This window comes from Saliniramus fredricksonii, from assembly GCF_900094735.1.
In the GTDB taxonomy this organism is placed as follows: Bacteria; Pseudomonadota; Alphaproteobacteria; order Rhizobiales; family Beijerinckiaceae; genus Saliniramus; species Saliniramus fredricksonii.
In genome coordinates this window covers 823,388-847,030 of the sequence record NZ_FMBM01000001.1, presented here as the reverse complement: position 1 = coordinate 847,030, position 23,643 = coordinate 823,388, and the positions used below count along the sequence as shown (strand labels likewise).

Below are 23,643 nucleotides of genomic sequence, written 5' to 3'. Positions count from 1 at the left end.
ATCGGCAATCCTGCGCGATTGCGGTTGCCGGGCGGGCGCCGTATCAAGCACCCAGAATCTGCGCCCGTCCCGGGCGATCGTGCAAGCGCTGGAAGAAAGCGCTGGAAGAAAGAGCTGCGCATGGCCCGTGACGTATCCGACGCGACGCCGATCGAATCCCGCGACGAGCTCGTCGCCTGGGTGGAAGCCGGCGAGAAGCCGAAGGCGCAATGGCGCATCGGCACGGAGCACGAGAAGATCCCGTTCTACCGCGCCGATCAAAGCCCCGTCCCCTATGCGGGCGATCACGGCGTGCAGGCCCTGCTCGCGGGGCTGATGCGCGAGACCGATTGGGAGCCGATCACCGATGGCGGCAATCTGATCGGCCTGTTCGAGGGCGAAGGTGGCGGCGCGATCTCGCTCGAACCGGGCGGCCAGTTCGAACTCTCGGGCGGGCTGGTCAGCGATGTGCACGAGACCCAGGCCGAGCTCGACGCGCATCTCGAAGCGCTGCAACGCGTGGCCGAACCGCTTGGCATCGGCTTCCTCGATCTCGCCATGAGCCCGCTCTGGACCCGCGCCGATACGCCGGTCATGCCGAAAAGCCGCTACCGCATCATGATGGGCTACATGCCGAAGGTCGGGACACTCGGCCTCGACATGATGCTGCGCAGCTCCACCGTGCAGGTCAATCTCGACTATGCGAGCGAGGCCGACATGGTGAAGAAGCTACGGGTCTCGCTGGCTTTGCAGCCGATCTGCACGGCATTATTCGCCAATTCACCCTTCACCGAGGGCCGCCCCAACGGCTTTCTCTCGATGCGCTCGCAGATCTGGACCGATACCGATCCCCACCGCACCGGCATGATGCCCTGCGCCTTCGAGGACGGGTTCGGCTATGAGCGCTATGTCGATTGGGTGATGGATGTGCCGATGTATTTCGTCATGCGCGACGGCATCTATCACGACGTGGCCGGCGAGAGCTTCCGGGATCTGATGGAAGGCAAGCTGCCGCAATTGCCGGGGGTGCGTGCCAGCCGCTCCGACTGGGCCAACCACGTCTCGACCGTGTTTCCCGAAGTGCGCCTCAAGCGGTTTCTGGAGATGCGCGGCGCGGATGCCGGCCCGCGCGGCCATCTCGTCGCCATGCCCGCCTTCTGGACCGGGCTGCTCTACGATCACGGCGCGCTCGATGCCGCCTGGGATCTCGTCAAGGGCTGGAGCGCCGATGAGCGCCAGGCCCTGCGGGATGCCGTCCCCCGCGAAGGGCTTTGCGCGCGCATCGGCGGCCACAGTGTCCACGAGATCGCCCGTGAGACCCTGCGCATCGCCCGCGAGGGTCTGGAGGCGCGTGCGATCATTGACAGACTGGGACGCGACGAAACCCGCTTCCTCGATCCGCTCGAGCAGATCGTCGCGACGGGGACGAACCGGGCCCAGGCGCTGCTGGCGCTGTATCACGGGCGCTGGGAAGGCTCGGTGCTGCCGGCTTTTGAGGAATGTGCCTTCTGAAAGGGATCACCTGCGCTTCGCAGAAGGGCACGCAGGCGATTTCGCCGGCCTCGTCGCAGATGTGGACGCACCAGCCATCCCAATTCCTTTGCCAGGAAGCCGCCGCCATGATGTGGCGGGCGCGCCTGAGCGCTTCGCGATACGCGTCTCCGATTCGCCGGGCCCGATAGGGGGTGCGATCGACGATCAGATCGACGCCGTTGCTGCAATGCAGGTAATGGACGCTCACGGATCACCTCCGTCTACGCGACGCCCCCGACGCCTTGTTCAGCCGGGCGCGGCATGTCTTGTCGCCCCCCATAGCGCCGCGCTGGCATGACGATTCGATGAATGCGGATGCGAAGCGACGGAAAAACCGTGTCTTTTGTGCCCTCTCCCCGATATCCTCGTTATCCACAGGCAATCCCGCAAAGGCGCCGCCGCCACGGCCTGCCGCCCGGCGCAGCGACGGAACCGGCAGACGTGCCGTCGCGGGCAAAGTATAAACCCCGTCACGTTACCAGATTTATACTTACGCATCGCCCCTGATGCATTCTTCATGCGGATTTATACTGAATATGCCTACATCCCACCCAGAATCGCCTCAGATAAAATCCGGATGGAAACGAATTTCTTGCCTCGACGTTGAAACTGCGGGATAAATCAGATCAAGGTCCCGACCGCGTCACGCGGCGGATGGTCCAGATGCGGGAGTTCCGGTTTTGCGCGTCACGATGAGATACGGCGCGATCGCCCTTGCGATCACCCTCGTCGTTGTTCTGGCCATCTGGCCCTTTGCCACAGCTTTCGTCAACCAATGGGCGCAGCGCGATGTGGAGATGCGCTCGCAGATGCTGTTCAATGCGGCCCGTGATCAGGTCCTCTCGCTGCAGGGGCCGGAGGATGGCCCGCGGCTCACCGTCCTGATGGAGCGCCTGGCGGAGGATGAGGGCGTCCTCGCCGTCGGGCTGTGCGAGAGCGGCACCCTGCGTCTCGCCTCGTCGGACATGCCCGAAGGCTTTGCCTGCGAGCAGATCGCCGTCGGCGCCGGCGAGGTCTTCACCCGGGCCGATTACGCCGGGATCCGGGCCATGGTCGCGGCCTATCCGCTTTCCGCGCCGGCGGAGGATGTGCGCTTCGTCATCCTGCATGATTATGCCGATGTCGAGGAGCGGCGCAGCCAGGCGCGGATCTTCCTGCTGCTTGCCGCCATCGGCGTCGCCTTTGGCGGTGCCGCGCTCGCCTCCCTCGTCGCCTTCTGGATCATGCGCTCATGGACGATCTCCGTGCGCCGCGCCATCGAGGATGCCCGCGAGGGCCGGGCCGAGGATATCAAGCACACGCCCACCGAGATCGGCACCGAGATCCGCGCCGCGCTGTCCGAGCTCGATTTCGCCCGCCGCAGCATCGATACGGTGCATACCGAGTGGAACCCCGAGACCCTGCGCATCGCGCTCGCCAACGAGCTGCCGGGCTCGGAGGTGATCGTCGTCTCCAACCGCGAGCCCTATATCCACAATCGCGACGAGAACGGCGAGATGATCGTGCAGCGCCCCGCTTCCGGCCTCGTCTCGGCGCTTGAGCCCGTCACCCGCGCCTGTGGCGGCACCTGGATCGCGCATGGCTCGGGCACCGGTGATCGCGAGGCGGTGGACGGCAACGACCGGGTGATGGTGCCGCCCTCCAGCCCCGCCTATACCCTGCGCCGGATCTGGCTGACCGATGAGGAGCAGGAGGGCTATTATTACGGCTTCGCCAATGAGGGCCTGTGGCCGCTCTGCCATATCGCCTTCGTGCGCCCCGTCTTCCGCGAACCGGACTGGCGGATGTATCAGAAGGTCAACGAGCGCTTCGCCGAGGCCGTGGTGGCGGAGGCCAAGCGCCCCGATCCGATCGTGCTGATCCAGGATTACCACCTCGCGCTCGCCCCGCGCATGATCCGCGACCGGCTGCCCGATGCCACCATCATCACCTTCTGGCACATCCCCTGGCCGAATTCCGAGACCTTCGGCATCTGCCCCTACAAGGAAGAGATCATCGACGGGCTGCTCGGCTCCTCGATCCTCGGCTTCCACACGCAGTTCCACTGCAACAACTTCATCGAGACCGTCGACCGCGTCATCGAGAGCCGCATCGACCGCGAGAGCGATTCGATCACGCTGAAGGGCTACGAGGCCTTCGTGCGGCCCTATCCGATCTCGATCGAATGGCCGCCTGCGGCGATGGAGGGGCAAAAGCCCGTGCCGGAGGCCCGCAAGGCCGTGCGCAAGCGCCTCGGCCTGCCCGAGGATGTGCAGCTCGCGGTCGGCATCGAGCGTTTCGACTATACCAAGGGCATCCTCGACCGGATGCACGGCGTCGATGCCCTGCTCACCGCCCATCCCGAGCTGATCGGCCACTTCTGCTTCATGCAGGCGGCGGCGCCGACGCGCTCGAAGCTGGCCAATTACAAATCCCTCCAGGAGGAGGCCGAGGCGCTCGCCCGCGAGATCAGCGAACGCCATGGCGGGCCCTTCGACGTCATCCAGCTGGTGGCGCGCCACCATGACCCGGAGGAGGTGTTCGAGCTCTTCCGCGCCGCCGAGCTGTGCATCGTCTCATCCCTGCATGACGGGATGAACCTCGTCGCCAAGGAATTTGTCGCCGCCCGCGACGACGAGCAAGGCGTCCTCATCCTCTCCGCCTTCGCCGGCGCCTCCCGCGAACTCGGCGAAGCCCTCATCGTCAACCCCTACGACGCCCACGCCATGGGCGAGGCCTTCTACTGGGCGCTCACCATGGAGGCGAGCGAGCAGCGCGAACGCATGCGCGTGATGCGCGAACAGGTCGAAGCCCGCAACGTCTACCGCTGGGCCGGCCAAATGCTCCTCGACGCCGCCCGCCTGAGGAAGAAGCAGCGGATCATGCGGTTGATTGAGAAGGAGCGGGGGCGGGCGCAGGGGTGATGGGGTGCGGAGGTGCGCCATGTCGGGCATTCACAGTCACAGGCGTACGTCATGCAAGCAATCATCCCGCCTAGCTAGTGAATTGTGCAATATGCGAACAAGAGCGAGGTCTCTGAGGTATCTGAGCAATAACAAACCAGTATGCGTTGCATTGCTGCTCCCAATCCATTGGGACGAGAATCAATTTTCCATCGGGCTTGGTCTAACGGCGCGCTTGGTTTAGGGGAAAATTGGTGACAGAAGACACGCTCATGTGTGTAGCGTGCCACCATGCCGAATTCGCCTCACCGCTCCCGAGGGTTGAGTGATTCTGACTCGGCACAGTGGCTCAGTGTCCGCCGAAGAGCCGGCTTTCACTATCTAGCGCAAGAAATCCGCCACCACCCATAGATTATGCTGAAAAATAAGCAGGCTGCAACCTCCTAATTAAGAGCTCGAATTCACGCCCTGGCTCTTTCCAATTTGTGTGGCGCAGTCGCAACATCAGATCTTCGAACTTTCTCTTTGAAATCGGCTGCCCGCCTAATTTTTTGCAAAAAGTATTCCAGCGCAAATCTATGTCGATAGCAGGACAGGATAAAAAATCGCAAAAAATTAGATAATCCTCTGCATTGATCTTAGGCTCACATTTTTCACAAATAATTAGATTAGCGACTTCATGGCAAAAGAATTCTCGCCTAGAGTTCTCTGTCGATACGTCCAGCTGGTCGAGATCATCAGGTGAAACGCTATTCATATAATGTAATGCGAACAGAATCGAAAAATAGCCTTTATGTTTGCCAATAAGGACATTTTCAATCAATTCCCGGGTGCCACTTTGTACGCAAAATGAGACTGGCTCCGTCATAAGGCCAAGCAGGAATGTGTTCAGCATCTCAAGCCCAAGTTGAACAGTTGAATTGGACGAAGCGGGAACATTTTTCCGTAAGCCATTGATGTTATTGAGGTGGGGTCGGTGGGCGTCAGTTTGTGTGGTGCTAAATAATGTAAGAATAGGCGTTTCATTGCTTGACGAATGGAGGTTTCTGAGATGCTAATTCGGCATGTTCGTGCGCGAGAAGACCATCAATGGCTACACCTACATCTACCTTGTGGAGAATGTCCGCGAGGGTGGCCGCACGAAGCAGCGCATCATCCGCAATCTCGGACGCAAGGAAACGGTTCTCGCCAGCAAGGATCTCGATCGCCTGGCCGCCTCGGTCGGACGGTTCACGGAACGGGCCATGGTCCTGGATGCCATCAACAACGGTGATGTGGCGCGATACGAAGCTCGTCGCATCGGCGGGCCGCTGCTCTTCGGGCGCCTGTGGCAGCAACTCGGCATCGATCAGGTGATCGCTGATCAGCTTGGGGAACGCGGCTTCGAATTCCCGGTGGAGCGGGCCGTGTTCACCGCGACGCTGCACCGTCTGTTCGTCTCCGGCTCGGATCGCGACTGCGCGTCCTGGATGCAGGATTACGACATTCCCGGTGCCGACGATCTGTCGCTGCACCATTTCTATCGGGCCATGGCCTGGCTCGGAGAAGATCTGCCAAAGGACGAGCAGAAGGATGCGACGCCCTTTTCGCCGCGTACCGTCAAGGACGTGATCGAGGAGGCGCTGTTTGCGCGCCGGCGCGACCTGTTTACCGATCTCTCCATCGTCTTCATGGACACGACCTCCCTGTCCTTCCACGGCGAAGGCGGCGAGACGCTGGGGGCACGGGGCTATTCCAAGGACCATCGCCCTGATCTCAACCAGATGATCCTCGCCGTCATCGTCGATGCCGATGGCCGCCCGGTCTGCACCGAGATGATGCCAGGTAACACCGCCGATGTCGCCATCCTGCTGCCGATCGTGCAGCGGCTGCGCAGCCGTTTCGGTATCACCCGAGCCTGCATCGTGGCGGATCGGGGCATGATCTCGCAGGCCACGATCACGGCGCTAGAGGAACAGGGTCTGGAATATGTGTTGGGTGTGCGCGAGCGCACCGACGCACGCATGCGCCGGGTTCTCGACGATCCGCAACCCCTCACGCCGCTCCTCGTCGAGCGCAGCCAGGGCGAGACGCAGCTCTTCGCCAAGGAGGTCGTCGTCGACGGGGTCCGCTACATCGTCTGCCGCAACGAGGCGCAGGCCGAGAAGGACCGCGAGGACCGCCAGGCCATCATCGCTGCCCTCGATACGCAGTTGAAGAAGGGCGACAAGGCCCTCGTCGGCAACTCCGCCTACAGGCGTTATCTCAACACCACGACGCGTGATGCCTTCGAGATCGATGCCGGCAAGATCGCCGAGGAAGCCCGCTATGACGGGATCTTCGTCCTGCGCACCAACGCGAGGATTTCTCCGCTTCAGGCGATGCTGCGCTACCGGGACCTGCTCACCGTCGAGACGCTGTTTCGTGTCGCCAAGGCGACGCTCTCGACACGTCCGATCTTCCATTCATCCGATGCCGCCATCCGCGGCCACGTCTTCTGCTCCTTCCTCGCCCTGATGCTGCACAAGGAGCTGTTCGACCGCTGCACCGAAGCCGGGATCAAACCCGAGTGGCGCCCGCTCCTGCGTGATCTCGACCGCCTGCAGAGCGGCAAAATCGAAAAGGACGGACGCAGCATTGCCATCCGTACCCCGGTAAGCGGTCAGGTCGGGCCGGTATTCCGCGCCGTCGGCGTGGCGCTGCCGCCGAACATCGCCGAAACCGAAGCTGCTTGACCGCACGACCCTCCGACCGTGGTGCTAAAAGCGCGAAGGCGCCCCCTATCCCATTGAAAATCCATAATTATCGGAAATCAGGTGTTTAAGTTGGGTCAAGCGGCAGTGGTCCCGTCTTTTCAGAATAGTTACTCTCCAGAAGTTGACTGAGTTCATAAGCGATATGAGCCTTTATAATATTCTTGTCTGAAGGTGAAAAACGATTTAAAAGATTTACAATTTTTTTAATAATAAACGCTGCTCGAATTAAAGGTGGAACTCTAAAATCAACGGAAAGAAGATAAAAGAGAATTCTGATAACTAATTTCAGACGACCGATTATCTCTAAAATAGCATCGTCTTCGTGATCGCGATCATATTTAATTTTCTCAAATGCGTCAATAATTCGACCAATTGTGCCAAATACATCCGCAAAGGAGTTAACGAAAGCATTTCTTTCAGAACCACCTAAAAAGCGAAGCGCATCAAGGGCTTTTCGGCCAAATATTTGTGCATCTGAACGAACCACGAGCTTACCTGGATCAACTGCAATTGCCTGTGTAAGGGCACTTTCAAGGCTTTCACATACTTGTCCAACTTCGTGCTTGACGCGAGAAATTTTCGTAACAAATGGTCTTTGAAGATCTTCGCGCTTATCGATATTTAGAAATAATTTATATTCCTCCAACGCATCAGCTAGAAGATCCTCTAGAATGTTTAATGTGTCCAAATTCTTACCAAAGAGATGAAAATCATCGATATAACGGCGAACAGCGTAGTCCTTTTCTGATATAAGCCCCCTTTCAGCGGCATGTCGCTCCAAATCAAGATCGATACGCTGAAATATTATCTCAGCAAAAATGCGGGACACTTCGGGTCCAACCACGATGCCAGCAGTCTCATTGTAGTTTGCTTTTTGCATAACCAAATCAAATCGTTGTTCAAAAGAATAATTCCTCGAATTTTTCTTCGAAAAATCTTTGTCTTTTTGTGCCCACGTAATTGAATGAGTATAAATATTGAAAAAACATCTCGAAACGTCGAGAGTTCTTAAATGGCTGAATCGACTCTCAAGCCGAACTAACTCATTCGAAGAAAAAAAGAGATTTAGAAGAAGATATTTCTGGTAAGCAAAAAAAGACGGTGAGTAAGGTGTCTTAATGACTTTGCCGAATTGTTGATTGGGCAACCCCAGGGACCAACGTTTTCGAACATCGGCGGTACTATCCTTCCGATAGATGCGTAGCGTTCCAGCTGGATGACGCAGAGAGAAGGTGCTTCTTGAGCAGGATTGTAGAATTGTATTCTCAAATTCTGCTAAGAATTTGGCAATTTTTAATTGGTGCGCCGGGTGGATAATTGCCAATGTGTTCCGCGAGCGATGTGACCGGTTTATTTTATAAAGAAAGGGCTTTGTAAAATCAGAATGGTCATGTCGGAGTCGATTTACAACTTTTCTCTGTTCTGGATCTAGAGCATCAATTTTTAACTCTGACAGAAAAAGATTGTCGTTTGTGAAACCAAAAGGGAGTTCGTACGGCAACGTTTCGGTGAGGATCGCGCGGATTTCACGCATGCGGCTATCTATTTCACTCATGTCCCCATACCTTACATATTTCCGCCATGCGTTGCCTTGTGAAACGCTTCATCAATCTTTTTTTGAACCCCTGAGCGAAAGATATACGCCTAAGATCATCCTGAATATGCGATGGAAGTGACGAGATAGCTTTTGCAAACTCACTTTGTGAGCCCCAAAGAATATTTCGCAAAACAACATCGATCGCAATTAACTCATGCGCGTTGTGTTTGGATCGAATGCGCCCGTTCTTTGACGCCGGGTAATGACCACAACGCGCGTAGTTGTAGTGAATGCCTGTTCTAATTTTCTGTTTTCTTGCTCCATGACTGTGACGGGTTTTGTAAACAGATTGATTCGTGCTAATATAATTTAGCCGATCAATCAATAGCCTTGCGTCTCCATCTTTTAAAAACGCGTGTAAAGATAAAAAAATCCTAGTTTTTCTTTTTAGTAACTTTGTCGCAGAAATTGAAATATTAAATTCCCGCGAACTGTCGCTTGATACTTTTTCATCAGCAACAAAATCGTATCCGAGATATGAATATTTAGCCACGGGAGGAAGTTTAGGCTCCTTCCATTTTGCAATTGACCGAACGACACTGGTTTCAGTTTTTTCGTTAAGTTGCAGTCCAATGGCATTAAGTTCTTTTTCAACAATAGAAAGTATTTCCACATCAGGTAAGGAAAAAATAATTATATCATCCGCATATCGAAAATATCTATGAATCCCATGAGTTTTTCGAATAACCCGGTCGAAGTCCCGTAAAGCTATTTCTGCGATAACGGTACTAATCGCTAACCCTCGCGGAACTACGGATCTGGCAATCGATGCCGCGATGTAGGTTTGCCTTAAAACTGCCTTAAGGTTAGGGTCAGTCCGGGTGTCCTCTAAAAATTTTCGAACGATTGGTTCCGCATCCAAGCTTTCATAAAACGACTTCACGTCACATTTCGTTACACGATAGGGACACGCTTCGCTTGTGGCTTCGATAATTCCGTTTACGATGTCCTCTCGGTTGGGGAGATGAACACGGTACTGCTTTAAGAGACGTCGGTAGGTCGCACGTAGGATTAAATCTGTTTCGATATCACCAGCAAAGTAAATTACCTTTCCTGACTTATCGCGCTTTGAATCTATAAATATTTGTGGCGGATCTGATGCTGCCCGTTCAGCAGCCGATGTTGCGATAGAATTCTTATCTTTCCCAAGATCGACTTTCCATCTACCGGAATCGCCGACACGGAAGTTTTGCTCTAGGGCTTTCTCTGCGTATGGAGATCGAAGCATGTTGGGTTTCTAACAGAAACAGGAGGAATGATGTGAGTAGAAACGTATGCGTTGTTTCTTTGGAAAGATGCAGCGCAATTTACAAGAAGTCCTTTTCGGTATTTCGTTAAGGTCCTCGCCGCTGATATCATCTTTCTAAACGGTAACCATCAATGTCGTCAAGCGTGCGTGCACTGCCATTCGTTGACACGCAGCGACGGTTTTGCACGTCATCGCTACCGAGTGGGCAAGTGGCGGCTGTTCACGTCCCCGAGATCCCACCCCACAACCCCCGTTGCACCCCCACCCCAAAACCCCTATAAAAGATTGCGAGCCGAACAGGAAGTGGCAGCCTCCTGCCCGGCTCTGACCATCAGAAAACGGAGACTTTTCCAATGGCTACAATCAGCGATACCAAAACCGCCTTCGCGGCGGAAGGGGCCTTTATGGGGCCGGGGGGTTTTTGCGGGGGCTGTCTGTGCATGCGCCCGGATGACCCGGTCACGGCTCCGGCAGACGGCGCCGCATCCGCGCGCTTTTCCTCCATCTCCCCCGTTTCCCGCGCTTGCGCCGATGCCGGCGACGCCATGCGCATTGTTGCGCAGGAAGGGGGGCGTCATGGCTGATCTGTCTCCTGATGACATCGCCTGGCTGCGCCGCCTCTTCGCCGGCCGCGCGCCGCAGGAGGTCGCGCGGCTCAAATCCCTGCTGGAGGCGCATTGCGCGCCGCTCGGTGCCGCGCCCGGTGAAAAGCCAGCGGCATCCCCTGCAGACGGGGGATTGCCCGCCAGCGCCGAGCTCACGCTGCTCGGCATCACCGATGATCTGGGCGAACTGCGCGCCCTCCTCCTCGCCCTCGACATGGCCTTCGCCGACCTCGAGGACGGCGACGATCGCGACGCCCTGCGCACCGCCACCAACATCATCGTCACCCGCCTCCACACCATCCGCGAAACCCTGGACCAACTCCACCAAGCCCCGCCAAACCACCCCCCAGCACCAGCACCGGAGCCCGCCCACGCCTGATCACCCGCTGGTGTTGTAAGCGGTGATGCAGCGCGCTCTCCCCTCTCCCGCCGTGGAGAGCGACTGTCTTTCGGGTCAAGCGTTTTGTTTTTGCCATGGCGTTTTGTCCCGGATGATGGCGTTGAGCATTGTGAGGAGCTTTCGGGCTGTGGCGACGATGGCGACGATCTTTGGTTTGCCTTGTGCGACGAGCCTGTTTCGGAATTCCCGGAGCACGGGATTGTGGCGTGCGGCGACGAGGGCTCCCATGAACAGGGCGCTTCGCACGTTCGCGCGCCCGCCTCCGATGAAGCTCTTGCCGCGCCAGCGTCCGGATTGCCGGGTCCATGGGGCGAGGCCGACCAGGGAAGCGACGGCGCGGCGGTCGAGGGTCCCCAGTTCGGGCAGTTCGGCGATGAGGGTCCGCGCGATGGTGGGGCCGACGCCGGGCACGGAGCGCAGCAGGTTCTCCTTCTCGCGCCAGAGCGCAGAGTTGCGTATGCCGGTATCGATGTCGCCATTGACGCTGTCGATCTCGCGGCCGAGCGCCTTCAGCAGGCGGTCGATGCTCTTTTGCATGCGTGGCGGCGCGTTTGCGCGCCGCTGGTTCTCTGCCTTGATCATGGCGAGGATCTGGCGCCTGCGGGCGACGAGATCTGCCAGCAGGCGGGTCTCTTCGTCCTTGACAGGCCGGATCTCCGGCTGTGTCGCCGCGACGAAACGTGCGATCACGGCGGCATCGATGGCATCGGTCTTGGCGCGTTTGCCGAGCGCATTGGCAAAGGCGCGCACCTGCGCCGGATTGACCACGACGACGGGCAATCCGGCCACGGCCAGGCTGGCCACGACGACATTCTCGAAGCCACCGGTGGCTTCGATCCCGATGATCTGCGGCGTCAGGGCACGCAGCCGTTCGACCAGCGCGGCGATGCCTTCGGTATCGCGCGGCACGTCGAACCATTCGTCACGCCCATGCACATGCACATCGAGACGATCTTTCGAGACGTCGATACCGACGAAGAGGGCAGTGGCTTCCATTGTTCCCCATCCTTGCACAAACGGGCTCATATGGCGGCCCAAGCGACTGTTCGGGTTCAATGGAACGGCGAGCGCGGACCCAGGCTCTCCAACGGGCTCGGTATCCCTGAGGGGCATCGGTCTCACACTCGCCACCGCCTCCGGCACTGTACCAGAAACGGCGCGATTCAAGTTACAAGGGGTCGGGGGTGAGGGGCGGCGCCGGGGCAATCTCCGCCGCCGATGACAGCTGCACGCTTCATCAGGCCCGTGCTCTATCCTGATACCCCCTCACCCCCAGCCCCTCTCCTCCGGGGAGAGGGGAGCCCGGGTGCGGCCTTCATGAAAGCGAATCTCCCCTCTCCCTCGCGGAGAGGGGTCGGGGGTGAGGGGCGGTGATGATTATTCTTCAACGTCGATGGCGGCTGCGCGCTTCATCACGCCCGGGCTCCATTCTGACACCCCCTCACCCCCAGCCCCTCTCCTCCGGGGAGAGGGGAGTCCGGGTGCGGCCTTCATGCAGGCGAATCTCCCCTCTCCCTCGCGGAGAGGGGTCGGGGGTGAGGGGCGGTGATGATTATTCTTCAACGTCGATGGCGGCTGCGCGCTTCATCAGGCGCGTGCTCTATCCTGTGTGCAACCGGGAACATGGGTAACATTATGGACCGGCAACATGGGTGACAGTTTCCTCTGTTTGTTCCGGTTTCGCTTTGCCGCACCCCGGCCGGGGTGCGGCAAAGCGGTGGAGCCGTCCGGTCTTGCGGCTGATGATGCCGAGATCGATGTCGCAGAAGCGGACGATCCAGTCGCCGGTTTCGGTTTCGGCGATGCCGACGGGCTCTCCCACGACGGCCTCGCTGACTCGCTGACGAAGACCAACCCGCCGCGCCACTTGATCTCGCCTTTCGGGCGCACCCGGCGCACGGCGTGGTCGGCATCGTACCAAGGCTCGGGAATGTGATCGGGATAGGGACGCGGCGACGGCGCATAATGCGCAGCCGGAGGCTCCTGGCCCAGCGCCTCGTGCGGACGCACCGTGTTGTAGGCCTCGCGGAAGCGGTCGAACCGCGCCTGCTGCGCACGCGGCGTCGCAGCAGCGGGAGCCGAGGTCTCCTGCTTGAGCGTGCGGTGCATGCGCTCGTGACGCCCGTTCTGCTGTGGCTTGCCGGGGTCGATCCGCTCCAGCCGGATGCCGAGCTTCACGAAGCTCACCGCCAGACGGGTCAGGCCCGCAGCCCCCTGCGAGGCGAAGGGCGACCCGTTATCCGTGCGCAGCGCCAGCGGCAGGCCGTATTCCCGGAAGACCCGCTCGAAGACCGGCGCGACACCCCGACCGGTCGGCGCAACGATGTCGCAACACATCAGAAAACGGCTATGCGCGTCGCTGATCGTCAGCGGATCGCAGCGTGCCCCGTTGCGCGTACGGAACCAGCCCTTGAAATCCGCGCACCACACGTCGTTGGGACCGCGCGCCTCCGTAAAGGGCTGCAACACGGGCCGGCCCCGTCGGCGGCGACGCTGCTCACGCACCAGCCCGCGGCGCGCGAGCAGGTCCCCGATGCTGCTCGCCGCAGGCCAGTCCACATCACCCCGCTCACGCTCCAGATGCGCCTTCAGCTTGCGCGGACCCCAGAACGGATAGCGCCCGCGCAGCTCCACGATCGCCGCCTCGACAGCCGGATCAAGCCCCTGTGCCGGGCAGAGCGGTGCCCGCGATCGGTCCAGAAGGCCCGCCGGACCTTGCGCGCGATACCGCGAAAGCCACTTGTAGCCCGTCTTCCGGCTGATCCCGTAAACCGCGCACAAAGCCGCCATCGGCAAGCCACCCTCCAGACAATCCGCAACAAATCCAAGGCGTGCATCCATGGTGCAGGTCTCTCTCCAAGGCATCGGCAAGTCCCCCTCGCCAGCCAGTTTGACCTGTTACCCATGTTGCCGGTCCAGTCCGTCACCCATCTTGCCGGTTTGTACCCCTGATACCCCCTCACCCCCAGCCCCTCTCCTCCGGGGAGAGGGGAGCCCGGGTGCGGCCTTCATGCAGGCGAATCTCCCCTCTCCCTCGCGGAGAGGGGTCGGGGGTGAGGGGCGGTGATGATTAGTCTTCAACGTCGATGACAGCTGCGCGCTTCATCAGGCGCGTGCTCTATCCTGATACCCCCTCACCCCCAGCCCCTCTCCTCCGGGGAGAGGGGAGCCGGGGCGCGCCCGTCATGAAGGGGAATCGCACTGGCGCAAAGCCTCGTTGCATGCCTGCCCACATGCAGGCAAGGCGGCATGGCATCATCTGTAGCCGGCGCGCAGTTGACTTCGCCCACGCAAGCGCCTACCCGCGCCTGATCGGCAAATGACTGGCGAGGATGTCATGGCGAATGCGGCTGCGCGCACCGGGGTTACCCGCTTCATCACCGGGCTGGGGGAGATCGCGGATTCCTATGACGCGATCTTCTGCGATGTCTGGGGCGTGCTGCATAACGGCATGCGCGCCCATCCCGCCGCCGCGCAGGCGCTGACGCTGTTTCGCGCCGCCGACAAGCCGGTGATCCTGATCTCGAACGCGCCGCGCCCCGGCCATTCCGTCATCGCCCAGCTCGACCGGCTCGGCGTGCCGCGCAGCGCCTATGACGACATCCTCACCTCCGGGGATCTCACCCGCGCCATCGTTCAGGAGCGTGCCGGCGAGCGGGTTTTCCACCTCGGCCCGGAACGTGACAAGCCGATCTTCGAGGGGCTGCCGGCGGTTTTCGCCGGCGCGGTGAACGATGCCGATTACGTCGTCTGTTCAGGGCTTTATGACGATGATGCCGACAAGGTCGCCGATTACGCGCCCCTGCTCGAGGCCATGCGCGCGCGCGGCCTGCTCATGGTCTGCGCCAATCCGGATATCGTGGTGGAGCGCGGTGACGAGCTGATCCCCTGCGCCGGCGCCATCGCCCAGGCCTATGAGGCGATCGGCGGTGACGTGGTCTATAACGGCAAGCCGCATCGCCCGGTCTATGAGGCTGCCCGGGAAAAGCTGGTAAAGCGCGGCCTGCCCACTGACGCCCCGGCCGCGCGCATCCTCGCCATCGGCGATGCGATCCGCACCGATATCGCCGGCGCGCAGGCTTATGGCGCCGATGCGCTGCTGATCGCCCGCGGCATCCACACCCACGAGCTCGGCCTCGACCGCATCGCGCTCTCCTCCGAAAGCGCCGGGGAATGGATCGCGGCGCAGACGCATCAGCCGGAAGCCATTCTCGACAAGCTGGTCTGGTAAGGACGCGCGGGTCGCGACGGGTCGTCGCGGGTGCCAGCATCGAAGCTGAATCAGATGGAACTTTTCGCGAACATTTGCTAGAACCGCTTCCCTGTTTTGCAGCGGATCCGGTGTCATGCGCGCCTATGCCGAACTCGCCGTCACGACGAATTTCTCCTTCCTGCGCGGCGCCTCGCATCCCGAGGAGATCGTCGCGCAGGCAGCCGCGCTCGGCCTGTCGGGGATCGGCATCGCCGACCATAATTCCTTCGCCGGCGTGGTGCGCGCCCATGTCGCCCTGCGGGAATGGCGCGCCGATCAGAGCCGCGACGGTTTCGCCGATCTGCAACTCGCCATCGGCGTGCGCCTCGTCTTCGCCGACGACACGCCGGATCTGCTGGCTTATCCCCGCGACCGCGCCGCCTATGGCCGCCTGTGCCGGCTCCTGACGCTCGGCAAGCGCCGCGCCCCCAAGGGCGCCTGCCACATCACCCGCGCCGACCTCGCCGCTTATGCGCAGGATGTGCAGTTCATCGTGATGGATGGGGACGCCTCCATGAAAGGCGCGCCGGAACGCCCCTCTCCCTGGTGGAGAGGGGATGGGGGTGAGGGGGATTCAGAGCCAGACCCGACCGCCATGACGGGCGCAGACGCCATCGCTGGCGGAGATTCGTCATCCACGCCCCTCACCCCCGACCCCTCTCCACGGCGGGAGAGGGGAGAAAGCGCCGCCATCGCCGCACTGAAAGCCATCGCACCCGGCCGACTGTGGATCGGGGTCAGTGCAGGCTACGGGCGCGCGCCACGTCATAGCATGGCGGCGCGGCAGGCGCTGGCGCAGGCGCACGGGCTGCCACTGATCGCCGTGGGGGATGTGCTCTATCATGAGCCGGAACGGCGTGCGTTGCAGGATGTGGTCAGCTGTATCCAGCTCGGCATCACCCTCGATGCTGCGGGGCAGCGGCTCGAGGCCAATGCGGAGCGCCATCTCAAGCCATCGGCGGAGATGGCCCGGCTGTTTCATACCATGCCGGAAGCGATTGACGAGACGGGCCGCTTCATGGACGGGCTCGACTTCTCCCTCGATGATCTGCGCTACGAATATCCGGAGGAAGCCCGCGCCGGATTCGATACGGCGCAGGAAGCGCTCGAACATTTTACCCGCCAGGGCGCGCGGGAGCGCTTCGGCGAAACCGTTCCCGACAAGGTGGACACCGCGCTGCGGCACGAGCTCGCCCTGATCGGGCAGCTCGGCTATGCGCCGTACTTTCTCACCGTGCACGATATCGTGCGCTTTGCCCGCTCCAGGGGAATCCTCGCCCAGGGGCGCGGCTCGGCGGCGAATTCGAGCGTGTGTTTCTGCCTCGGCGTCACCGAGGTCGATCCGACAAAACACGACCTGCTCTTCGAGCGCTTCGTCTCGGCGGAGCGCAAGGAGCCGCCGGATATCGACATCGATTTCGAGCATGAGCGGCGCGAGGAGGTGATGCAATACGTCTATGCGCGCTATGGCCGCGAGCGGGCCGGGCTGGCTGCCAGCCTGATCACCTATCGCGCCCGCTCGGCCATCCGCGAGGTCGGCAAGGTATTCGGCCTGTCGCAGGATACGCTCGACGCCCTGTCGGGCTCGATCTGGGGCTGGTCTTCGGGCAGGGTGGAGGAAAAGGAGGTGACCCGGCTCGGTCTCGATCCGCAGGAGGAGCGCCTCGCCATGGCCCTGCGGCTCGCCGACGAACTGACCGGCTTTCCCCGCCATCTCTCCCAGCATACCGGCGGTTTCGTCATCACCCGCACCCGCCTCGACGAGGTCACCCCCGTGGCCAATGCCGCGATGGAGGGGCGCACCACGGTGGAATGGGACAAGGACGATCTCGATGCGCTGGGCATTCTCAAGATCGACCTGCTCGCACTCGGCATGCTGTCCTGCCTGCGCCGCGCCTTCGATCTGCTGGAGACGCATTACGGCAAGCGGCTGCAGCTCTCGACCATCCCGGCTGAAGATCCGCGCGTCTATGCCATGATCGCGCGCGCCGACACGCTCGGGGTCTTCCAGATCGAGAGCCGGGCGCAGATGTCGATGCTGCCGCGGCTGAAGCCGGCCTGCTTCTACGATCTCGTGATCGAGGTGGCAATCGTGCGGCCCGGACCGATCCAGGGCGACATGGTGCATCCTTATCTGCGCCGGCGCGAGGGTCGCGAGCCTGTGGCCTATCCCGCCCCGGCTCCGGAACACGGCCCCCCGGACGAACTCGAACGGGTTCTCGGCAAGACCCTCGGCGTGCCGCTCTTCCAGGAACAGGCCATGCGCATCGCCATCGTCGCAGCCGGGTTCAGCCCCGGCGAGGCGGACCGGCTGCGCCGGGCCATGGCCACGTTCAGGCGTGTGGGCACGATCTCCACCTTCGCCCGCAAGATGGTCGACGGCATGGAAGCGCGCGGCTATGACCGCGCCTTTGCGGAGCGTTGTTTCAAGCAGATCGAGGGTTTCGGCGAATACGGCTTTCCCGAAAGCCATGCGGCGAGTTTCGCACTGCTGGTCTATGCCTCCTGCTGGTTCAAGGCGCGCTACCCGGATGTCTTTGCCTGCGCCCTGCTCAACGCCCAGCCGATGGGGTTCTATGCCCCCGCCCAGATCGTGCGTGATGCCCGCGAGCACGGGGTGCGGGTGGCGCATCCCGATATCAATGCCTCGGATTGGGATTGCACGCTGGAAGCGGATGAACCCGCCCATCCGCGACTGCATCGCCGGCATGCCGCCATGCGCGAAGATATCCTGAGCGATCACGCCATCCGGCTCGGTTTTCGCATGATCAAGGGCCTGCGCGAGGCGGATATGCGCATGATCGTGGAACGGCGCGGGGGTGGTTACGATTCGGTGCGCGATCTGTGGCTGCGCACCGGGCTCTCTCCCGCTGTGCTGGAGCGCCTGGCGGAGGCGGATACGTTCCAGTCACTGGGGCTGGAGCGGCGCGATGCGCTCTGGGCGGTGAAGGCCTTGCGGCGTACCGGTGACAAGGATGATCTACCGCTCTTTGCCGCTGCCCGCATGGCGGAGCGCGAGCCCGATGCCGATCTGCCCGCCATGCCGCCCGGCGAGAAGGTGGTGGCGGATTATCGCGCGCTGACCCTCTCACTGAAGGCGCATCCGATGTCTTTCCTGCGCCGCGATCTGACTGGCGATCGCTTCAAAAGCTGCGCGGATCTCGACCGTGGACGCCACGGCGCCCGGATCGGCTGTGCCGGTCTGGTGCTGATCCGCCAGCGGCCCGGCTCGGCCAAGGGGGTTGTCTTCATGACGGTGGAGGATGAAAGCGGCATCGCCAATCTGATCGTCTGGCCAAAGGTCTTCGAACGGTTCCGCCCGGTCGTGCTCGGCGCCCGGCTCGTGGGGGCGCGCGGGCGGCTGCAACGGGCCAATGGCGTCACCCATCTCGCGGTGGAGGAGTTGATTGATCTCACCGGGCTGATGCAGAAAGTTGCCCGCCTGCCTGCACCGGAAGCCCTGGCGCGCGGTGACGAGGTCAAATACCCCGGGATCGACCAGCGTGGCGCGCCACCGCGACGTCCGGCCAGGGCTGTGAAGATTGCGGCCCTGATACGCGAGGAACCGGGCCTGGCACAGGATGTCAGTCCAGGGGAAGAGAGGGAAATTCCGTCGAAACAGGCCGTCGTCGCCTCCATGCCACGGGGGCGCAATTTCCACTGATCCGCCCGCCTGTGTTTCACGTGAAACAGCGGCGGAGCGCTTCCGTTCACTTGCCGATACAGAAGCTCGAAAACAAGTGGTCGAGCACGTCTTCGACATCGACGCGCCCGCTGATCCGCCCGATCGCCCGCGCTGCGAGCCGCATATCCTCGGCGAAGAGCTCCGTTTCCCTCTGCTCGCAACCGCGCCGCAACGCTTCGCAGGCCTCGATCAGCGCGATGCGGTGGCGCTCGCGGGTGATCAGCGCATCGCCTTCACCGAAGAGCGATTCCGCCGCCTCGCGCAGGCGCGCGAGCAGCGCATCCATGCCCTCCCCCGACGGGGCCGCGATGGCGATATCCCCGCGCTCGACCGGCGCAACGACCCGGTCGACCTTGGTCACGACATGCAGATGCGGCCCGAGATCGTCCGGCAGCGGCGCGGGGTCATCGGCCGGGTCGAGCCAGAGCACGAGATCGGCCTGCGCCATCTGCCCGCGGGCACGCGCCATGCCTTCTTCCTCGATCAGGTCCCCGGCTTCGCGCAGGCCCGCCGTATCAACGATGGTCACCGGCAGGCCGTCCAGATCGCAGCGCACTTCGATCACGTCGCGCGTGGTGCCGGCAATCGGGGAGACGATGGCGACGTCACGGCGCGCGAGCGCGTTCAGGAGTGTCGACTTGCCTGCATTGGGCGGGCCGGCGAGGACCACGTGGAACCCTTCGCGCAGGCGCTCACCGCGCCGGGCATTGCGTAGCTGTGCTTCGATCTGATTACGCAGCACGAGCGCAACGCCGAAGGCTTCGCTCTCGATATTCTCCGCGATATCACCTTCATCAGCGAAATCGAGAGCGGCTTCGAGCAAGGCCTGGCATGCGATTGCTTCCTCGCGCCAGCGTTCCGCCTCGTCGCCGAGCCCGCCTTCGAGCTGCCGCAAGGCCTGACGGCGCTGGAACTCGGTCTCGGCATCGATCAGATCGGCCAGGCCCTCGACTTCGGAAAGATCCATGCGCCCGTTCAGAAAGGCGCGGCGGGTGAACTCGCCGGCCTCTGCGGGCCGGCACCCGGTGATCTGCGAAAGTGCGGCGAGCACGGCCTGACGCACGGCGAGACCGCCGTGAATATGGAATTCCGCGACATCCTCACCCGTAAACGACGCCGGGCCAGGGAAGAAGACGACCAGCGCCTGGTCGAGCGCCGCGTCGTCAAGGGGATCACGCAACACGCGCAGCCGCATGACCCGCGCTGCCGGAACCTCTCCCGCGATCGCTTCAAGTGCGGCCCGTGTCTGAGATCCGGAAATCCGGATCACGCAGATACCGGCCCGCCCGAAACCGGAGGCGGGAGCGAAAATGGTGTCGTCGCCTGATACGCGTTCGGCCATGCGCCTGATCTGGGAGCGTTCTCCAACGGACCGCGGCTGCGGCCCGTCAGGTGTTCATTGAATCGAAGAAATCCGCGTTGGACTTGGTCGCGCGCAACTTGTCCAGGAGGAATTCCGCCGCATCGACCGTGCCCATCGGATTAAGGATACGCCGCAGCACATACATCTTCTTGAGCACCTGCGGATCGACCAGCAGTTCTTCCTTGCGGGTGCCGGAGCGGGTAATGTCCAGAGCCGGGAAGACGCGCTTGTCGGAAACCTTGCGGTCGAGAATGATCTCGCTGTTGCCGGTGCCCTTGAACTCCTCGAAGATCACCTCGTCCATGCGTGATCCGGTATCGATCAGCGCCGTGGCGATGATGGTCAGCGAGCCGCCTTCCTCAATGTTGCGCGCGGCACCGAAGAAGCGCTTCGGGCGCTGCAGGGCATTGGCGTCGACACCACCGGTCAGCACCTTGCCGGAGGAGGGGACCACGGTGTTGTAGGCACGGCCCAGACGCGTGATCGAATCGAGCAGGATGACCACATCACGGCCATGCTCGACCAGGCGCTTGGCCTTCTCGATCACCATCTCCGCCACCTGAACGTGGCGCGTGGCCGGCTCGTCAAAGGTCGAGGCAATCACCTCGCCCTTCACCGAGCGCTCCATATCGGTGACTTCCTCGGGGCGCTCGTCGATCAGGAGCACGATCAGATAGCATTCCGGATGATTGCTGGTGATCGATTGCGCAACATTCTGCAGGAGTACGGTCTTGCCTGTACGCGGCGGCGCGACGATCAGACCGCGCTGACCCTTGCCGATCGGCGAGACGATATCAATGATGCGCGCCGAATAATCCTTGCGCGTGGGGTCCTCGATCTCGAGCTTGAGCCGCTCATCCGGATAGAGTGGCGTCAGATTGTCGAAATGGACCTTGTGGCGAACCTTGTCCGGATCCTCGAAATTGACGGTACTGACCTTGAGCAGCGCGAAATAGCGCTCGCCCTCCTTCGGACCCCGGATCGGCCCTTCGACCGTATCGCCCGTGCGCAGGCCGAAACGACGGATTTGCGAGGGGGAGATGTAGATGTCATCGGGGCCAGGCAGGTAATTCGATTCGGCGGAACGCAGGAAGCCGAACCCGTCCTGGAGCACTTCCACGACACCCTCACCGATGATTTCGACGTCGCGGGTGGCGAGTTGCTTGAGGATGGCGAACATCAGCTCCTGGCGGCGCATCGTGCTCGCATTTTCGACTTCGAGCTCTTCGGCGAAGGATGTCAGCTCGGTCGCGGATTTGATCTTCAAATCCTGTAGTTTGATTTCCCTCATCGGGGAACACTCTCGATCAGTTTCGGGAAAAGAAGTAACGGTGGGGAACCGTCCGACATTCTGCCTTGCGGGGGAATTTTACGCCGGGTCGAGGACCTGCCGCTATGGGCGGGTTCCATCAAGGCGATGCAACGCAACCTGTCTATCAGGGAAGATTTGAAACGCTTAAACCGTTTTGGCGCAGATCACAAGAAAAAATCACACGCGGCCGTCAATGGCTCAGCCGAAAGGCTTCATCACCACGAAAAAAACGATGCCGATCATCAGCACCGTCGGCACTTCGTTGATGATGCGGTACCAGCGCCCCGGGCGGGTATTGGCGTCGCGCGCGAAGATTTTCACCACCCGCGCCAGATAGATGTGGCTTGCCAGCAGAAAGACGACAAGCAGCGTCTTGGCATGCAGCCAGCCGGAGGACCACCATCCAGCCATGAAGCCCAGCCACAAACCGGTAATCACGCTGACGATCATGGCCGGCGTGGTAATCGCCTTCATCAGCCGCCTTTCCATCACCTTGAAGGTCTCGGATTGACGCGAACCGATCTCGGCATCGACGTGATAGACGAACAGCCGCGGCAGATAGAGCAGGCCCGCCATCCAGGAGATGATGGCGAGGATATGGATGAATTTCAGCCAGAGATAGGGATCGCTCATCGCCGTGTCCTGGTCCTCAGACCTGCGCCGCCCGCACCCGCGCGATCATCTGCGCGACGTGCTCGACCGGCGTCTGCGGCACGATGCCGTGGCCGAGATTGAAGATATGCGGGCGCCCGCGCGCGGCGGCCAGGACTGCATCCACCCCCTCATCCAGGGCCTTGCCACCGGCTACCAGCGCCAGCGGATCGAGATTGCCCTGGGTCGGAAGCGTCGGCGGCAGCGTCGGCAACACCCGTGCGAGATCCAGCGACCAGTCGAGAGCGACGGCATCGGAAAAGCCCGCTTCCACGAGTTTGGCGAGATTGGGCCCGCCCCCGCGCAGGAAGACGATGACCCTGGCTTGCGGACGCCGGGCCTTCAGCCCCTCGACAATTCGGCGCATGGGCGTCAACGAGAGCGGCTCCAGAAGCGGCGCCGAGAGCGCGGCACCGAAACTCTCGAAAAGCTGGATCGCATCCGCACCGGCATCGACCTGGGCGGTCAGATAATCGATCGAGGTCTCGACCAGCATGTCGATCAGCGCAGCCATGAATTCCGGATCACGATAGGCGGCGATGCGCGCCGGCGCCTGATCCGGCGTGCTCTTGCCCGCGATCATGTAACTTGCCACGGTCCAGGGTGCTCCGCAGAAACCGAGCAGCGTTGTCTCGGCTGGCAATTCCCGGCGCAGGCGGCGCAACGTCTCGAAGACCGGCGCGAGATGTTCTGCGGGGTCACGCTCGCGCAGCTTGGCGAGATCCGCGCGCGTCGTCACCGGATCGAGACGCGGGCCCTCACCCTCGGCGAACCAGAGATTCTGGCCGAGCGCATGTGGCACGACGAGGATGTCGGAAAACATGATTGCGGCATCGAAGCCGAACCGCCGGATTGGCTGCAGGGTCACTTCGACGGCGAAATCGGGATTGTAACACATGTCGAGGAAGCCGCCGGCCTCCGCGCGCTTGGCGCGGTATTCCGGCAGATAGCGTCCGGCCTGGCGCATCACCCAGATCGGGGGCGGCCAGACTGCTTCGCCATCGAGAACCCGCATGATCGCCCGGCTTTGCGTCGTCTCGGTCAACAGCATCACTCCCTCGCAATGCGTCGCCGAGCGACGCCTGTCATACACCTTCGATAAGCCCCGAAGGCGATGCGATCAACGCCTTGATCCGGAATCAAAAAAACAAATTAGAATCCTGAATCTTTATTGGTTTTTCCTTGGCAGCCTGATTCCGTCCACACAAAACCATCCACAGCTCATCCACAACCGGCTGGGCATGGGTTGTGGAGGATCGAACCTGTCCCAAAGCATTAACGATTGATTAACGAAACCATTCCTTAACAAAGTATTAACGCGTCGATCCGCCGCGCGTATCAGCCCGGAGCGAATCGCGATTCACCCGATTCCCCCATCGGGGTCGATTCTGGCTTCCACG

The 23,643-nt window shown here is 61.3% G+C and carries 15 protein-coding genes and 2 pseudogenes; 7 read left to right on the top strand and 10 right to left on the bottom strand.

Annotated features, from left to right (window positions below):
- The first annotated feature begins 120 nt into the window (after window positions 1–120).
- Window positions 121–1,491: a glutamate--cysteine ligase gene (locus GA0071312_RS03850; protein WP_074443678.1), complete on the top strand. Its 1,371-nt coding sequence runs from the start codon at window positions 121–123 to the stop codon at window positions 1,489–1,491.
- Window positions 1,492–1,525: 34 nt separating this feature from the next.
- Here GA0071312_RS03850 and GA0071312_RS20555 read toward each other — a convergent pair.
- A pseudogene (locus tag GA0071312_RS20555) lies at window positions 1,526–1,720 on the bottom strand (DUF6894 family protein); the annotation flags it as partial.
- A gap of 472 nt (window positions 1,721–2,192) precedes the next feature.
- Here GA0071312_RS20555 and GA0071312_RS03845 point away from each other — a divergent pair.
- Window positions 2,193–4,415 (top strand): alpha,alpha-trehalose-phosphate synthase (UDP-forming), encoded by a 2,223-nt coding sequence (locus tag GA0071312_RS03845; protein WP_338056796.1) that lies wholly within the window; start codon window positions 2,193–2,195, stop codon window positions 4,413–4,415.
- 391 nt (window positions 4,416–4,806) lie between these two features.
- Here GA0071312_RS03845 and GA0071312_RS19555 read toward each other — a convergent pair whose 3' ends face one another.
- Complete coding sequence (locus GA0071312_RS19555; protein ID WP_131817699.1) at window positions 4,807–5,289, bottom strand: hypothetical protein; 483 nt, start codon at window positions 5,287–5,289, stop codon at window positions 4,807–4,809.
- A 169-nt stretch (window positions 5,290–5,458) separates the two neighbouring features.
- On the opposite strand from GA0071312_RS19555, the gene GA0071312_RS03840 reads away from it, so the two are divergent.
- On the top strand, window positions 5,459–7,108 hold the full coding sequence (locus GA0071312_RS03840; protein WP_074443290.1) for an IS1634 family transposase: 1,650 nt from the start codon (window positions 5,459–5,461) through the stop codon (window positions 7,106–7,108).
- An 85-nt stretch (window positions 7,109–7,193) separates the two neighbouring features.
- Here the strand turns inward: GA0071312_RS03840 and drt3b are convergent, their stop codons facing one another.
- Together drt3b and drt3a are read right to left on the bottom strand one after the other, a co-directional pair.
- The gene (gene drt3b / locus GA0071312_RS19550) at window positions 7,194–8,684 is read right to left on the bottom strand and encodes an antiviral reverse transcriptase Drt3b (RefSeq protein WP_131817698.1); all 1,491 of its coding nucleotides are present in this window, start codon (window positions 8,682–8,684) and stop codon (window positions 7,194–7,196) included.
- The gene (gene drt3a / locus GA0071312_RS03835) at window positions 8,677–9,954 is read right to left on the bottom strand and encodes an antiviral reverse transcriptase Drt3a (protein WP_083204281.1); all 1,278 of its coding nucleotides are present in this window, start codon (window positions 9,952–9,954) and stop codon (window positions 8,677–8,679) included. The genes drt3b and drt3a overlap by 8 nt, the downstream gene beginning before the upstream one ends.
- Before the next feature lie 374 nt (window positions 9,955–10,328).
- On the opposite strand from drt3a, the gene GA0071312_RS19545 reads away from it, so the two are divergent.
- Together GA0071312_RS19545 and GA0071312_RS03830 are read left to right on the top strand one after the other, a co-directional pair.
- The gene (locus GA0071312_RS19545) at window positions 10,329–10,559 is read left to right on the top strand and encodes a hypothetical protein (protein ID WP_131817696.1); all 231 of its coding nucleotides are present in this window, start codon (window positions 10,329–10,331) and stop codon (window positions 10,557–10,559) included.
- Window positions 10,552–10,959: a hypothetical protein gene (locus GA0071312_RS03830; protein ID WP_074443675.1), complete on the top strand. Its 408-nt coding sequence runs from the start codon at window positions 10,552–10,554 to the stop codon at window positions 10,957–10,959. The genes GA0071312_RS19545 and GA0071312_RS03830 overlap by 8 nt, the downstream gene beginning before the upstream one ends.
- 75 nt (window positions 10,960–11,034) lie before the next feature.
- Here the strand turns inward: GA0071312_RS03830 and GA0071312_RS03825 are convergent, their stop codons facing one another.
- Complete coding sequence (locus GA0071312_RS03825) at window positions 11,035–11,976, bottom strand: IS110 family RNA-guided transposase (protein ID WP_074443674.1); 942 nt, start codon at window positions 11,974–11,976, stop codon at window positions 11,035–11,037.
- 637 nt (window positions 11,977–12,613) lie between these two features.
- Window positions 12,614–13,845, bottom strand: a pseudogene (locus GA0071312_RS03820) (IS481 family transposase).
- A gap of 472 nt (window positions 13,846–14,317) precedes the next feature.
- Between GA0071312_RS03820 and GA0071312_RS03815 the strand changes: the two are divergent.
- The gene (locus GA0071312_RS03815) at window positions 14,318–15,211 is read left to right on the top strand and encodes a TIGR01459 family HAD-type hydrolase (protein ID WP_074444195.1); all 894 of its coding nucleotides are present in this window, start codon (window positions 14,318–14,320) and stop codon (window positions 15,209–15,211) included.
- A gap of 115 nt (window positions 15,212–15,326) precedes the next feature.
- Complete coding sequence (locus tag GA0071312_RS03810) at window positions 15,327–18,896, top strand: error-prone DNA polymerase (RefSeq protein WP_074443672.1); 3,570 nt, start codon at window positions 15,327–15,329, stop codon at window positions 18,894–18,896.
- Window positions 18,897–18,942: 46 nt separating this feature from the next.
- Here the strand turns inward: GA0071312_RS03810 and mnmE are convergent, their stop codons facing one another.
- From mnmE to hemE, 4 genes are all read right to left on the bottom strand, one after another.
- Window positions 18,943–20,259 (bottom strand): tRNA uridine-5-carboxymethylaminomethyl(34) synthesis GTPase MnmE, encoded by a 1,317-nt coding sequence (gene mnmE / locus GA0071312_RS03805; RefSeq protein WP_074443671.1) that lies wholly within the window; start codon window positions 20,257–20,259, stop codon window positions 18,943–18,945.
- A gap of 46 nt (window positions 20,260–20,305) precedes the next feature.
- Window positions 20,306–21,571 (bottom strand): transcription termination factor Rho, encoded by a 1,266-nt coding sequence (rho, locus tag GA0071312_RS03800; protein WP_074443670.1) that lies wholly within the window; start codon window positions 21,569–21,571, stop codon window positions 20,306–20,308.
- 219 nt (window positions 21,572–21,790) lie between these two features.
- Complete coding sequence (gene hemJ, locus GA0071312_RS03795; RefSeq protein WP_074443669.1) at window positions 21,791–22,225, bottom strand: protoporphyrinogen oxidase HemJ; 435 nt, start codon at window positions 22,223–22,225, stop codon at window positions 21,791–21,793.
- Between the two features lie 16 nt (window positions 22,226–22,241).
- Window positions 22,242–23,294, bottom strand: a complete 1,053-nt coding sequence (gene hemE / locus GA0071312_RS03790) for a uroporphyrinogen decarboxylase (RefSeq protein WP_074443668.1) — start codon at window positions 23,292–23,294, stop codon at window positions 22,242–22,244.
- Window positions 23,295–23,643 lie beyond the last annotated feature (349 nt).

Bases quoted from the DNA above. Each gene is read 5' to 3' on its own strand.
- GA0071312_RS03815 (WP_074444195.1), top strand. From the start codon at position 14,318: ATGGCGAATGCGGCTGCGCGCACCGGGGTTACCCGCTTCATCACCGGG.
- rho (WP_074443670.1), bottom strand. From the start codon at position 21,571: ATGAGGGAAATCAAACTACAGGATTTGAAGATCAAATCCGCGACCGAG.
- drt3a (WP_083204281.1), bottom strand. From the start codon at position 9,954: ATGCTTCGATCTCCATACGCAGAGAAAGCCCTAGAGCAAAACTTCCGT.
- drt3b (WP_131817698.1), bottom strand. From the start codon at position 8,684: ATGAGTGAAATAGATAGCCGCATGCGTGAAATCCGCGCGATCCTCACC.
- GA0071312_RS03825 (WP_074443674.1), bottom strand. From the start codon at position 11,976: ATGGAAGCCACTGCCCTCTTCGTCGGTATCGACGTCTCGAAAGATCGT.
- hemJ (WP_074443669.1), bottom strand. From the start codon at position 22,225: ATGAGCGATCCCTATCTCTGGCTGAAATTCATCCATATCCTCGCCATC.
- GA0071312_RS19555 (WP_131817699.1), bottom strand. From the start codon at position 5,289: ATGCTGAACACATTCCTGCTTGGCCTTATGACGGAGCCAGTCTCATTT.
- GA0071312_RS03850 (WP_074443678.1), top strand. From the start codon at position 121: ATGGCCCGTGACGTATCCGACGCGACGCCGATCGAATCCCGCGACGAG.
- hemE (WP_074443668.1), bottom strand. From the start codon at position 23,294: ATGCTGTTGACCGAGACGACGCAAAGCCGGGCGATCATGCGGGTTCTC.
- GA0071312_RS03840 (WP_074443290.1), top strand. From the start codon at position 5,459: ATGTTCGTGCGCGAGAAGACCATCAATGGCTACACCTACATCTACCTT.
- mnmE (WP_074443671.1), bottom strand. From the start codon at position 20,259: ATGGCCGAACGCGTATCAGGCGACGACACCATTTTCGCTCCCGCCTCC.
- GA0071312_RS19545 (WP_131817696.1), top strand. From the start codon at position 10,329: ATGGCTACAATCAGCGATACCAAAACCGCCTTCGCGGCGGAAGGGGCC.
- GA0071312_RS03830 (WP_074443675.1), top strand. From the start codon at position 10,552: ATGGCTGATCTGTCTCCTGATGACATCGCCTGGCTGCGCCGCCTCTTC.
- GA0071312_RS03810 (WP_074443672.1), top strand. From the start codon at position 15,327: ATGCGCGCCTATGCCGAACTCGCCGTCACGACGAATTTCTCCTTCCTG.